The organism is Niveispirillum sp. BGYR6 (assembly GCF_027568365.1).
Taxonomy (GTDB): domain Bacteria; phylum Pseudomonadota; class Alphaproteobacteria; order Azospirillales; family Azospirillaceae; genus Niveispirillum.
In genome coordinates, this window is sequence record NZ_JANLNL010000013.1 from 142,558 (window position 1) to 155,200 (window position 12,643).

A 12,643-nucleotide genomic window follows, 5' to 3' on the forward strand; every position below is an offset into this window, starting at 1 on the left:
TGAGGCCGCGTCAGCACAGCACGGTTGGTGCCGCGGTTGCGCTGGGGGGCATGATGGGATCGGCAAACTGGCGGATCTTCGCTTCCACCGCATCATAGGAGCCGACAAAGGCGAAGCCCGGCGGAATGCCGACATAGCCGAAGCCACCCCACAGGTGCGGCTCGATGAACAGATCCGCGAACCCGTTCACCTCCTTCTCGTTGTACCGCTTGTACCGGGCCTTGTTGGCATCCGACAATTGTTCGGATCGTTGCGCCGTGGCCTGCACGATTCCGGCCTTCACGCCTTCATCGAAGAAACGCTTGGCCTCCTTGAATGCCTCCTCATCCGTCTCCCGCACGATGACGTCGACGGACAGGCCGAAACGGATCTCATCTGTCCGCCCATATTCACGGGCCAGCGCCTTCACATCGGCGATATGGCCGGCGACGATGTCCGGACGCTCTGCCAGCACCAGATAATAATTCGCATGCCGGGCCGCCAGCCGTTTGGCTGCGGGCGAGGTGCCGGCTGAGCAGATAATGGGAAGGGGCGACCGCCGCAGCGGCCCGCGCAGACCCAGCCCGTTCGCCTGATAATATTTGCCTTGGTACTGGAAACTTTCCTGCGCCCAGAAGCCCTTGACCACGTCCAGGAACTCGATGGCCCGCTCATAGCGGTCATCATGGGCCAGCGGATCGCCCAGCGCCCGCTGCACAGCATCCGACCCGCCCTGGATGATGTTCCAGACCAGCCGACCGCCGCTGGCACGCTGGAAGCTGGCCGCCATCTGGGTGGCCTGCCAGGGGCTGAAATGAAACGGGTGAAAAGCATCGACGAACCGCAGCCGCTTCGTTTCCCGCGCCAGGATGGCAGAAATGATCCACGGCTCGTCCCCGAACGGCGCGTTCACCAGCAAGGCACCGGCGAACCCGTTCAGTTCCGCCGCCCGCGCGACCTGGGACAGATAGTCAATATAGGTGAAGTCATCCCCAATCCGGAAATTGGAAACAGCCCCCGTGCTTTCTGCTGGTAACCGGTTCCAGTCACCACGGTTGCGGTTGTCACCCGGAATGTACTGGGTCTCCCCATGCAGGGGCAGTCGCGAGAAAAACTCTATCGGCATAACAATCCCCATATTTTTGATGGGAATTAAGCAACAAACATGCCACATCATGGTGTGCAAAACGGATGGGTTTCCGCATGCGGCACTGTTGATGATTTTAGAACAATCGAGTGGTTAAATTTCATCAATCTGCGCAGATATGGTCAAGCTTTCGTGCCGCTGGTATCATTGATTTTTGATTTTCCTTGCCTCCATGAAAACGGCATCCATCCGCCAATGGCGGTTATGATAATGCCCTTCCCATTCATGCCAACCGGAATGTCTGCGGAACTGGCCGAGATGACCGGCTTGGATCACCTGATCAGCCGTCACCGGTTCCTGCTGATAAAAATCAGGCCCGACATAAAGGGCATCGGCACGACAATAAAGCTCGCACATGAAACAGGTCTGGCAATCATCCTGCCGGGCAATGATGGGAGGGGCGGCTGATACTGCCTGAAACACATTGGTGGGACAGACACGGACACATTCATTGCAGCCGGTGCAGCGATCAATGACCAGCAGTTCGATCATTTGAGAATATCCCTTTGCCCGTCCTGTTGCCAGCCCACCCAAAGACGCCCCAAGCCCCCAACCGCCAAGCGGCTTGCATATTGCGGGTGGGGGTTCGGGTAATCCTGTCTTTCATGCAGGCCACGGCTTTCCCGCCGGGCCAGGGCTGCCTGGTTACACCAGCGTGCCACCGCTACCAGGGCTGCGGCTTCCCGGCTGCGGGCGGGATCAGGTTCGGCGGGCTGACCACCCAGTTCATCCCACAATCCATCCAACAGGGCGAGCGACCGATCCAGAACAGCCCCGCGCCGAAACAGTATCTTGTCATAGGGCAGCATTTCGCCCTGAACAGCGGCAATGGTGGTGGCACGGTCGGGTGCGCGGTGGGGGGTACGAGGCCGCAGACCGGTGCGGCCCAGCGCCTCCACCTTTTCCCCCACCCGGACACCGGATCGGCGAGCCCGTTCTGCGGCCGCCTGCCCCGCCCAACGACCCGACGAAAGCGCCCAGGCCGAATTCTGGGCCCCGCCACCGGATGTGGCACCGGCCACATTTTCCCGGGTGGCGGCATCACCTGCAGCAAAAAGCCCGGGCACGGCAGTGGCACAATCCGGCCCCGTCAGCCGTACTCCACCCACACCCCGGATTGTTCCTTCTCCATGAAGGGTGATGGGGAAACGCTGCCGGTAGGGATCGATCCCTTTGCGTACAAAGGGCAACATGACGTTCGGGGAGATCAGGTGCAGTTCATCCCGGAAATGCTGGGGCATCCGGTCCAGGCAGCATGTGACGGGCCCCTGCATCAGCGCCAAGGCCAGGGGGCGTGTGGACTCCATCGGATTGATATCCAGTTCGCGCCCTGCCCCGTCAAAATAGCGGGCAAAGGCATAGGACATGGATCGGGTCATATTTGAAAAAGCCGGAGCAACCGTGTGATAGGTGGAAAATTCCATGCCACTGAAATCGGCCCCCGCCTCCGCCGCCATCAACAGCCCGTCGCCCGTGTTGGTGTGCGCCCCCAGCAGGCCCGAGAGAAAAGCACAGCCGCCGGTGGCCAACACCGTGCCCCCCGCCCGTACCTGCCAATAACGCCCTTCCTGCCGGCGCCAGCCACGGGCACCGGCTATCGCGCCATCGCCATGGCGCAACAACTCCAGCGCGGGGCTCTGGTCCAGGATCACCACCCCCAGATCGACAATCTGCTGCCGCAAGGCCCGCATATATTCCGGCCCGCGCAAGGCCCTATATCGCACCTCCCCCTTCTCGTCACGAGGAAAGGCATAATAGCGGGCAAGGGTGGGAAGGGTCTGCCAGGTTTCCTCAACCACCCGCGCCATCCAGGCGGGATCGGCCAGACCCTGCCCCCGTTCAGCCCGCGCGGCAATGGCAGTGGCCCGTTTTTCCGGATCGGGCGGCACCCACCAATGGCCGGGACCAGCGGTTGCCGTCACCCCGCTGGTCCCGCAATAGCCCTTATCAGCCAGCACGACGCGGGCACCGGCCTGTGCTGCGGCAGCGGCGGCCCAGGCCCCGGCCATGCCACCGCCCAGCACCAGCACATCCGCCGTCAGGGTGATATCGTCCATCCCGCCCGTCCCGACCCAATCATCCAACTGACAATGTTGGCTAAATACAGGGCCGTAAAAATCAAATATTCGAAATGATTGAATGATGCGGCGCTTGATCCTTGGCTTCAGCGCTCCCCAAGCACCGCATCACCTGTGCCTGCCCCGATCAGAAGCTGTAGGTCAGGCGGGAATAATAATAACCACCACTGATCCCCCAGGGGGAAAGCTGGTTATAGCCGCCGAACCCGTTGACCGGGATATTGGCGGCCTGCCGCCGGTCGGGATAGATGTCGAACAGATTGTTCGCCCCCAACTCCAGTGACAGATTATCGGTGATCCGCTGGGAGAGGGTGAGATCGGTGATCCAACGCGGATCGACACTATCATCCAGGGCCGGGTTGCTGGCATCACGCTGCCAGACCCGCCCGAAACGGGTCACCCGCAGTGAGGCGCCGAAGCCTTCCCATTTGTAATTGGCCGACAGGATCAGCTTGTTGCGCGGCGTCGCCTCCGTCAGATAGCTCTGCTTCTGCCGATCGAACAGCACCAGCCCGGCGGCCTTCAGGGCGGCCGGCGTGTCCTTCAACCCGGTGACCTTGGTCCGGTTGAGGTTGAAGGCAACACCGGTGCGCAATGTCTGCCCGTTCCCCAGATCGAACGGGTAATCGGCCACCAGATCCAGCCCGCGTGTGCGGGTATCGACCGCATTGGTGTAATAGCTGCCGCCGGCGATGGTGGGGTCGATGCCATTGGCGGCAAAGATATTGCTGACCACCGAGCCCGCCAGGGTGCCAGTGGAGACGATGCGGTCATCGATTTTCACCTGATAGGCATCAATGGTGATGTTCAGCTTGTCCAGCGGCGTCACCACCAGCCCGGCGCTGAGGCTGACGGATTTTTCCGGGTCCAGCGGCTGCGCCCCCAGGGCGCGGGCCGCCGGGCTGTCCACCGGCAATGCCTTGATATCCAGCGGTGACAGCACACCATTATTGGAACGGAAGATGGTGGAGGAGGAGGCATAGAGCGACTGGGCCAGGGCCGGCGCGCGGAACCCGGTGCTGACCGTGCCCCGCAGCGCCAGCTTGTCACTGAACGCATAGCGGCTGGACAATTTGCCGTTCAGCGTATCGCCGAAATCGGAATATTTCTCCCACCGCCCGGCCAGGCCCAACTGCCATTCCTTCGTGATATCGCCTTCCAGATCGGCATAAAGCGACACGCTGTCGCGGTCCAGCGACCCGGCCTCCGATGGGCGGAAGCCAGAGAAGACCTGGCTGCCGCCACTGGGCTGGGCCCCGGCATTGGGGCCACTGGTGGGGCGATAGCTGCCCAGGATGTAGGAATTCAGCTCCCCGGCCTCGATCGCATATTTCTCCCAGCGATATTCCGCGCCCAGAGTCAGGGTCAGCGGGCTGGCGAACAGGCCGGTATCCAGGGCCCGGGTCAGTTCAGCATTGTTGGTCACCTGATCAAAGATCAGCCTTCCATCATAGAAATCGCGCTGGCTGGTCGGCCCCAGGCTGGCATTCAGGGAATTGCGGACATAATAGGCCGCCTCGTTGCGGCCATAGGCGGTGGAGATGTCCCAGTCAAAACCCAGCAGCCCCTCCCCCTTGGCGCCGGCCACCAGTTGCGTATCGTCGGAGATGATTTCGATGATGGGGGTGAAACCGTTGGGATAGATGGCGGGAATATTGTTGACGCTGTTGGGGCTGCGGAAATTGAACCAGCCGCGCGCTTCGCGGTGGGCATAGCTGCCGAAGGAGTAAACCTTCACCGTCTCGCCCAGCGGCTTCTCCCCATTGTAAAGGAAGCTCTGCGAGCGGGATTGCGGGTCGCCGTAATTCAGGATGGAGCGGCGGTCGGCGGTGGCCTCACGCGGATCAAATTTCAGACCCGGCGGCAGCAGGGCCGCATCATAACGGGCAACCGTGGTGCTGACCGGGTTGTTATTGGCATCCAGCAGCGGATAAAGCTGACCGCGATTCTGCTGCGCCCGGTTGGAACGTTCATGATAGCGCACCTCCGCATCCACCGACAGGAAGCCGCCCTCATCATCGCTGAAACCCAGATTGGCGGATACCTGACCGGTGGTGCCGTCGCCCTTGTAATATCGCCCGCCGGACAGGGTGACACGCCCACCCGTCTTGGTGCGGTTGGGGATGAAATTGATCACCCCGGCAATGGCATCAGAACCATATTGCGCCGAGGCACCATCGCGCAGCACCTCGATCCGCTCAATCGCCCCTTCCGGCAGCAGGTCCAGATCGACCGGCGTGCCGTAGGTCGTATAGCCCAGGATGTTCAACACGGCGGAGGGGTGCCAGCGTTTGCCATTGACCAGCACCAGCGTCTGGTCTCCGGACAGGCCGCGCAGGTTGGTCGGGCGGATGATCAGGCTGGCATCGGAACCGACGCGGGCCGGCAGGTTGAAGCTGGGCAGCAGGCTGTTCAGCTTCTCATTCAGGCCGGGCTTGCCGGTTTCGGCCAGCGCGTCGGCGCTGATGACATCGATGGGGGCCAGGCTTTCGGCAATGGTGCGGTCGGTCCGGCGGGTGCCGGTGACGATGATTTCGTCCAGCGCAGCCGTTTCCGCCACCTGAGTGGTCTGGGCCAGCACGGGGAAGGCGGGCAGCAAGGGTAGGGTCAGCAGCGCAAGCGCGCCGGTGCGAATACGTGACATTTGGCTCTCTTCCTGTTGATTTTGTTGGCTTTGGCACAAGGGGGGCCGTTCCGGCGCGCAGGTTGGCGCCGGTTGCGGCATGAAAGCTGGTCGGGTGATGGGGGGCTTCTATTGACCCGTCATCCCGGCTTCAGGTCGGGATGACGGGAAATGCCGGCGAAGAGGAAACGCCCCTACTTTTGTACCTTGGCGGCGAGGAACTCGATCTCCACCAGGGCGCCGGGCAGCACCAGGCCCGCCACCTTCACGGTGCTGCGGGCGGGCTTGTTGGGCTGGGCCGGGGTGCCGAAATGGCGGCTCCAGGCCTTTTGCAGGCCGGCGAAATCAATCTCCCCACCCTTGCCCGGATCGCCCACCAGATAGACATGGGCCTGCACCACATCACCGAAGCCCAGCCCCTGGGCCTTCAACCCGGCCTCCAGCTTGGACAGGACAGAAAGGGTCTGGGCTTCTGTATCGCCATAGGTTTCCACACTGCCCTTCGGGGCGTCGGGCTTGGCCACCGCCGGCAAGGCACCGGACAGATAGGTCAGGGTCGCACCCGGCGGCACCGTGACGGCGGCGGCAATCGGGAAATCCGATCCGGGGATCGGGGTGCGCACAATCTCCCCGGCCTGGGCCGGGGCAGCGAGCGGAAGACCCAGCCACAGCAGGGCCAGCAGACGAAGCGGAACGCGCATGGGATCAACCTTTCAGACTGGTTTTGATGTCGGCACCGCCGGCGGCGGTCCGGTGGGCAATGGCCGTGACGGCACGCTGGGCCGACAGCACGGCCCCTTCCTGCCAGCTTGGAAGCTGGCTCAGATGCGCGCCGGCCAGATGGATGGGGCCGATGGGCTGGTTCAGCAGGGCATAGGCGGCGGGGTCATTGCCATCCACCTCCCAATGCAGCCACGGCCCCTCGTTGAAGGGAATCAGCCGCCAGTTGATGGCCAGCCCACGCTGCAGATGGGGGGCGCTGCCGGGATGCACCCGGGCCACCGCCGCCCGGGTGCGGGCCACCTGTTCGGCCAGCGGCAGCGCCTGGAAGGCGGCGGCATTGGCCCCGACATTATAGGCACCGACCAGCAACCCGGTGGGCGCGTTGAAATGGTCGGACGGATACCAGATCAGGCTGTTCTCCCCCCCGGTGAAGGAGATGCCGCCATAAATCTGCTCCGCCTCCCAGAAGCGCGGGGCCTCAAACGCCACCTTGTTGGCATGGTCATAGGTGGCAGCGGCGATGGCGGCCTTCACCGGGGCCGGGAAATCATTGTCGGTGCGGGCCAGGATAGGCAGTGGCAGGGTGACAATGGCCTGATCGACCAGCAGCCGCTGCTCCTTTCCCGTGCCATTGTCCCGCCAGGTAATGGCCACCCCGTCGCCCGCCCGGCGGATGGATGTCACCACTGCCCCGCGCCGGATGGTGCCAGGGCGCAGGCTGGCGCCCAACGCCTCCGTGATGCGATCCATGCCGCCGGTGGGCTGGAACATGGTGGCCTGCATCAGGATATTATCCTCAAACAGCAGGCTGGGCAGGGTGTCGGGGCTGAACAGGTCGCGCAACGGCAAGGGGGCGACGGCCTGCCCCGTCTGGTCGGCGGCACCGGGGGTGCGCAGATAGCCTGACCGTTCCGTGCCCTTGAAGGCGCCATCGGCATCCAGATCGCCATAGGCGCGCAGGAAGGCCAGCAGCCTTTCCTTGTCCTCTGCCGTCAATTCCCCATCCAGGGCGCCGCGCTTCGTCGCCTTGCCCAGCAATTCCGACAGCCAGCCGCGCGTATCATTGACCAATTGGCGCTGGCGCACCGGCTGGCCGCCATTGACCGTGGGGGAAAGGTGCCAGGCGCTGCGGCTGCTGTTCACCTCCACCTCCAGCGGTACCTTCAGGGCGCGGATATAGGAGAGCAGCGCCTCGTGATGGCTGGGAATGCGGGCCGGGCCGGCATTGAAGCCGATGCCGGGGGAAAGGCGCGCCACCTGTGATTCATGGCCCAGATGCTCGATCCTGTCGCCGTCGCGGATGGTCCAGGTGCGACCGCCCAGCCGCTGGCGCGCCTCCAGCAGGGTGACGCGGAAGCCGGCCTTTTCCAGCTCATGCGCCGCCACCAGCCCGGCAACGCCGGCCCCCAACACGGCGACATGGCGCCCCCCGCCCAGCCCCGCCGGCAGATCGGGCGGCCCCGCATAGGCAGCGGGGGCCGCCATGATCCCCAAACCCTGCATCAACATATAGGTGGCACCATAACCACCGGTGACGGCAGCCCGGCGCAGCAGATCGCGCCGCGTCAATTTCATTGTCATGATGATCCATTGCCCGCACAAAGGATTGATCGGCCCGATGCCGCAGTGCGATATAGAAACGCTAGAATGATTCCAGAGTTCTGGTCAATGAATTGATGCTTGAGTTTTTATCAATTGCATAATTTTCGTGCTTAATTATTCACCATATTCTGAAATATTTAAAATATTCAACTTATATATTTTAAAAACTCATAAGACGCTTGGCGCCATAAAAAACATGGGAAATCCGTCCATCCTGCCGATTCAACACATAATAACACATAATTTCTGTGATAAAATCCCCATTGCGTAAATAGGAAATGTAGTTTTATGCTAATCCACATCAACGGCGTGCCGCGTGGCGGGCGCCATTGGGTTTGAGGAATTGAGGAGCATCAGGATATGTCCTTCCGTCCCCTGCATGACCGTGTCGTCCTGCGCCGTCTGGCCCAGGAAGAGAAGACCAAGGGCGGCATCATCATCCCCGACACCGCCAAGGAAAAGCCCCAGGAGGGCGAGGTGGTAGCCATCGGCCCCGGTGCCCGTGACGATCAGGGCCGGCTGGTGCCGCTGGATGTGACGGTGGGCGACCGTGTGCTGTTCGGCAAATGGTCGGGCACCGAGATCAAGATCAACGGCGAGGAATTGCTGGTCCTGAAGGAAAGCGACCTCATCGGCGTCTATACCGGCTGATTTCCCAATACGAAACCATTTGAGACGAAGGAGCCTGTGCCATGGCTGCCAAGGATGTGAAATTCTCCACCGATGCCCGTGAACGCCTGCTGCGTGGGGTCGATATTCTGGCCAATGCGGTCAAGGTGACGCTGGGGCCGAAGGGCCGCAATGTCGTGATTGAAAAGAGCTTTGGCGCACCGCGCATCACCAAGGATGGTGTGTCGGTCGCCAAAGAGATTGAACTGACCGACAAGTTCGAAAATCTGGGCGCGCAGCTGGTAAAGGAAGTGGCCACCAAGACGGCCGATCTGGCCGGCGATGGCACCACCACCGCCACCGTGCTGGCCCAGGCCATTGCGCGTGAAGGGGCCAAGGCGGTTGCCGCCGGGCTGAACCCCACCGATCTGCGCCGTGGCATCGACCGGGCTGTGGCCGCCGTGGTGGCCGATGTGCAGGCCCGGTCGAAAAAGGTTTCCACCAATGAGGAGGTGGCCCAGGTCGCCACCATTTCCGCCAATGGCGAACGCGCCATCGGGGAAATCATCGCCAAGGCGGTGGCCAAGGTGGGCGATGAAGGCGTGATCACGGTGGAAGAGGCCAAGAGCCTGGAAACCGAACTGGATGTGGTGGAAGGGCTGCAATTCGACCGCGGCTATCTCTCCCCCTATTTCGTCACCAATGCCGACAAGCTGGTGGCCGAACTGGACAATCCCTATATCCTGATCTTCGACAAGAAGCTGTCGGGCCTGCAGCCGATCCTGCCGCTGCTGGAAGCGGTGGTGCAATCGTCCCGCCCGCTGCTGATCATCGCGGAGGATGTGGAGGGCGAGGCGCTGGCCACGCTGGTGGTGAACAAGCTGCGCGGCGGCTTGAAGATCGCCGCCGTCAAGGCACCGGGCTTTGGCGACCGCCGCAAGGCCATTCTGGAAGATATCGCCATCGTCACCGCCGGGGAGGTGGTGTCGGAGGATCTGGGCATCAAGCTGGAGAATGTCGGCCTGTCGCAACTGGGCACCGCCCGGCGGGTGCGCATTACCAAGGATGACACCACCATCATTGATGGTGCCGGTGCCAAGGCCGATATCGAAGGCCGCATCAGCCAGATCAAGGCGCAGATCGCCGAGACGACCAGCGATTATGACCGGGAGAAGCTGCAGGAACGGCTGGCCAAACTGTCCGGCGGCATCGCCGTCATCCGCGTGGGCGGTGCCACCGAGATTGAGGTGAAGGAACGCAAGGACCGGGTGGACGATGCTGTTCACGCCACCCGTGCCGCCATTGAAGAAGGCATTGTGCCCGGCGGCGGTGTCGCCCTGCTTTATGCCATCCGCGCGCTGGGGGCGGTGGAACCGCTGAACGCCGATGAAAAGGCCGGCATCGATATCATCCGCAAGGCCCTGCAGGCCCCCGTGCGCCAGATTGCCGAGAATTCCGGCACCGATGGTTCGGTGGTGGCCGGCAAGCTACTGGAAAGCACTGACACCAATTACGGCTATGACGCGCAGAAGGGCGAATTCACCGACCTGCTGAAGGCCGGCATCATCGATCCGGCCAAGGTTGTACGGGTGGCCTTGCAGGATGCCGCGTCTGTCGCCGGGCTGCTGATCACCACCGAGGCCCTGATCACCGACAAGCCGGAAAAGAAGGCCAGTGGCCCCGCCGCACCGGGCGGCGACCTGGATTTCTGATCCCGGCTTCCGCCAAACGCCCCCTGTTGCCGGGATGCTTCCGGCCGGGCGACAGGGGGGGTGGGATCCGCTGCGGGTTCCCCAATGCCCGCAGCGGATTTACCCGCCAAAACATTTTCAGACCAGCACCCATTTCAACGCGACTGCGGCCCGGAAATTCAGCGCCGGGCTGGTCGTCAACCCACCGGGAATGCCTGATCCGCATCCCCGGTGGGTTGTTGGCTTTGGGCGAACCCGTGCTTGCCGAAATCGAATTCGAAGGAACACCCGATGACGACGCTGCCGGTTCTCGATCTCCGCCGTCTGGCCGCAGGGTCGGCTGAACAGACCGCCTTTCTGGCCGATCTGCGTCATGCCGTGCGGGATGTGGGCTTCTATTACGTTATCGGCCATGGCATCGCACCGGCGGTGCTGGAAGATGCCTACCAGCAGGCCCATGCCTTTTTCCGACTGCCACAGGCGGAAAAGGACGCCATCGCCATGGTCAATTCCCCGCATTTCCGGGGCTATACACGCAGCGGCGGGGAATTGACACGCGGGCGGCCCGACTGGCGTGAACAGTTGGATATCGGGTCGGAGCGACCGCCCCGGACCGTCAGCAAGGATGCCCCGCCCTGGACCCGCCTGCCCGGCCCCAACCAGTGGCCGGCGGCCCTGCCCAGCCTGCGCCCGGCCCTGCTGTCCTGGCAGCAGGCGGCCACCATTGTCGCCACCCGGCTGTTGCGCGCCTTCGCCCTGGCGCTGGAACAGCCGGCCAATGCACTGGATCCGATCTTTGCCGCCCGGCCCGGCCAGCATGTGAAAATCATCCGCTATCCGGCACGCGATGCAGGGCAGGACCGCCAGGGCGTGGGCCCGCACAAGGATAGCGGGCTGCTGACCCTGGTCTATCAGCCGGACCTGGGCGGGCTGGAGGTGGAGACGGAAACCGGCTGGATTGCCGCCCCGCCGCTGCCCGGTGCCTTTGTCGTCAATAGCGGGGAGCTGTTGGAACTGGCGACCGACGGCTATATCCGCGCCACCAATCATCGCGTCACCTCCCCCGCAGGCGCGCAGGACCGAATATCCATCGCCTTTTTCTTAGGCGCCGATCTGGATGCGGAAGTGCCACTGCTGCCCCTGCCACCGCACCTGAAGGCAGAGGCGCGCGGTGTCAGCGCCGATCCGCTGAACCCGTTATTCCGGGGGATCGGCGCCAATTACCTGAAAGGGCGCCTGCGCTCCCACCCCGATGTGGCGCAGCGCCATCATGCCGACCTGCTGGCCCCTGGGGCCTGAGCATTTTCCACGATAACAACAGCAATCCAGAGGCCGCATGTCCCGCCCGCTTTCCCGCCGTTCCCTGCTACCTTTGTCCGCTGCCGCCCTGGCCCTGGGCATCATGCCATTCGGGGTGGTGCTGGCCGATGACGCCTCGCTGAAGGTGCTGGCATCGGCCGTGCCGCACGCGGAAATTCTGACCTTCATCCAGCGCAAGCTGGCACCCGACCTGAAACTGAAGATCATTGAAATAACGGGCGAGTTGCGCGTCAACGACCTGACGCTGGCGGGCGATGTCGACGCCAATTTCTTCCAGCACAAGCCCTATCTAGAAACGGATGAGGCCACGCTGAAGACCAAATTCGCCATCACGGCAACCGTGCATATTGAGCCGCTGGGTGTCTATTCCCGCAAGATCAAAAGCCTGGATGCCGTTCCCAATGGTGCCAAGGTAACGCTGTCCAACAGTGTCACCAACACCAGCCGGGGCCTGCACCTGTTGCAGCAGGCCGGCCTGATCAAGCTGAGCCCCGGCCTGACCCGCCTGGCGACGATCCGCGACGTGGCGGAGAACCCGAAGAACATCAAACTGATCGAGGTTGACCCTGCCCAGTTGCCACGGACACTGGATGATGTCGATCTGGCCGTCGTCAACGGCAATTACGCCCTGCAGGCCGGGCTGATCCCGGCCCGGGACGCGCTGGCGTTGGAGAAGGCAGAGGGCAATCCCTATGCCAATCTGCTGGTCACCGTGCCGGCAAAGGCCAATGATCCCCGCATCAAGCGATTGTCAGCCTTGCTGGAGGGGCCGGAAGTCGCGGCGTTCATCCGTGAACGCTACAAGGGTTCCGTGATTCCGGTCCATTCATGACGGCTCGGCAACCGATCCGCATCCAGGGCCTGCGCAAGG

10 protein-coding genes are annotated in these 12,643 nt (G+C 62.8%); 4 read left to right on the top strand and 6 right to left on the bottom strand.

Annotation, left to right across the window (positions count from 1 at the left end):
- Positions 1-10 precede the first annotated feature (10 nt).
- The 6 genes from PCJ49_RS21780 to PCJ49_RS21805 form a co-directional block, all read right to left on the bottom strand.
- Positions 11-1,105: an LLM class flavin-dependent oxidoreductase gene (locus PCJ49_RS21780; protein WP_269912813.1), complete on the bottom strand. Its 1,095-nt coding sequence runs from the start codon at positions 1,103-1,105 to the stop codon at positions 11-13.
- 165 nt (positions 1,106-1,270) lie between these two features.
- Entirely contained in the window at positions 1,271-1,618 is a 348-nt protein-coding gene (locus PCJ49_RS21785; RefSeq protein ID WP_269912814.1) for a ferredoxin family protein, read from the bottom strand.
- Complete coding sequence (locus tag PCJ49_RS21790; RefSeq protein ID WP_269912815.1) at positions 1,615-3,183, bottom strand: FAD-binding protein; 1,569 nt, start codon at positions 3,181-3,183, stop codon at positions 1,615-1,617. The genes PCJ49_RS21785 and PCJ49_RS21790 overlap by 4 nt, the downstream gene beginning before the upstream one ends.
- A gap of 148 nt (positions 3,184-3,331) precedes the next feature.
- A complete protein-coding gene (locus PCJ49_RS21795; RefSeq protein WP_269912816.1) occupies positions 3,332-5,848 on the bottom strand; it encodes a TonB-dependent receptor in 2,517 nt (838 codons plus the stop codon).
- A 173-nt stretch (positions 5,849-6,021) separates the two neighbouring features.
- A complete protein-coding gene (locus tag PCJ49_RS21800) occupies positions 6,022-6,528 on the bottom strand; it encodes a RidA family protein (protein WP_269912817.1) in 507 nt (168 codons plus the stop codon).
- A gap of 4 nt (positions 6,529-6,532) precedes the next feature.
- The gene (locus PCJ49_RS21805) at positions 6,533-8,131 is read right to left on the bottom strand and encodes an FAD-dependent oxidoreductase (RefSeq protein WP_269912818.1); all 1,599 of its coding nucleotides are present in this window, start codon (positions 8,129-8,131) and stop codon (positions 6,533-6,535) included.
- A 381-nt stretch (positions 8,132-8,512) separates the two neighbouring features.
- On the opposite strand from PCJ49_RS21805, the gene PCJ49_RS21810 reads away from it, so the two are divergent.
- The 4 genes from PCJ49_RS21810 to PCJ49_RS21825 all read left to right on the top strand — a co-directional run bounded on the left by PCJ49_RS21810 (position 8,513) and on the right by PCJ49_RS21825 (position 12,604).
- Positions 8,513-8,803, top strand: coding sequence for a co-chaperone GroES (locus tag PCJ49_RS21810; protein ID WP_269912819.1), 291 nt, complete (start codon positions 8,513-8,515; stop codon positions 8,801-8,803).
- A 41-nt stretch (positions 8,804-8,844) separates the two neighbouring features.
- Entirely contained in the window at positions 8,845-10,473 is a 1,629-nt protein-coding gene (gene groL, locus PCJ49_RS21815; RefSeq protein WP_269912820.1) for a chaperonin GroEL, read from the top strand.
- A 270-nt stretch (positions 10,474-10,743) separates the two neighbouring features.
- The gene (locus tag PCJ49_RS21820) at positions 10,744-11,751 is read left to right on the top strand and encodes a 2-oxoglutarate and iron-dependent oxygenase domain-containing protein (protein WP_269912821.1); all 1,008 of its coding nucleotides are present in this window, start codon (positions 10,744-10,746) and stop codon (positions 11,749-11,751) included.
- A 37-nt stretch (positions 11,752-11,788) separates the two neighbouring features.
- A complete protein-coding gene (locus tag PCJ49_RS21825; RefSeq protein ID WP_269912822.1) occupies positions 11,789-12,604 on the top strand; it encodes a MetQ/NlpA family ABC transporter substrate-binding protein in 816 nt (271 codons plus the stop codon).
- Positions 12,605-12,643 lie beyond the last annotated feature (39 nt).

What these genes read in the sequence shown, in the direction of transcription:
- PCJ49_RS21820 (WP_269912821.1), top strand. Translation starts at nt 10,744, where the DNA reads ATGACGACGCTGCCGGTTCTCGATCTCCGCCGTCTGGCCGCAGGGTCG.
- PCJ49_RS21790 (WP_269912815.1), bottom strand. Translation starts at nt 3,183, where the DNA reads ATGGACGATATCACCCTGACGGCGGATGTGCTGGTGCTGGGCGGTGGC.
- PCJ49_RS21800 (WP_269912817.1), bottom strand. Translation starts at nt 6,528, where the DNA reads ATGCGCGTTCCGCTTCGTCTGCTGGCCCTGCTGTGGCTGGGTCTTCCG.
- PCJ49_RS21795 (WP_269912816.1), bottom strand. Translation starts at nt 5,848, where the DNA reads ATGTCACGTATTCGCACCGGCGCGCTTGCGCTGCTGACCCTACCCTTG.
- PCJ49_RS21810 (WP_269912819.1), top strand. Translation starts at nt 8,513, where the DNA reads ATGTCCTTCCGTCCCCTGCATGACCGTGTCGTCCTGCGCCGTCTGGCC.
- PCJ49_RS21785 (WP_269912814.1), bottom strand. Translation starts at nt 1,618, where the DNA reads ATGATCGAACTGCTGGTCATTGATCGCTGCACCGGCTGCAATGAATGT.
- PCJ49_RS21805 (WP_269912818.1), bottom strand. Translation starts at nt 8,131, where the DNA reads ATGACAATGAAATTGACGCGGCGCGATCTGCTGCGCCGGGCTGCCGTC.
- groL (WP_269912820.1), top strand. Translation starts at nt 8,845, where the DNA reads ATGGCTGCCAAGGATGTGAAATTCTCCACCGATGCCCGTGAACGCCTG.
- PCJ49_RS21780 (WP_269912813.1), bottom strand. Translation starts at nt 1,105, where the DNA reads ATGCCGATAGAGTTTTTCTCGCGACTGCCCCTGCATGGGGAGACCCAG.
- PCJ49_RS21825 (WP_269912822.1), top strand. Translation starts at nt 11,789, where the DNA reads ATGTCCCGCCCGCTTTCCCGCCGTTCCCTGCTACCTTTGTCCGCTGCC.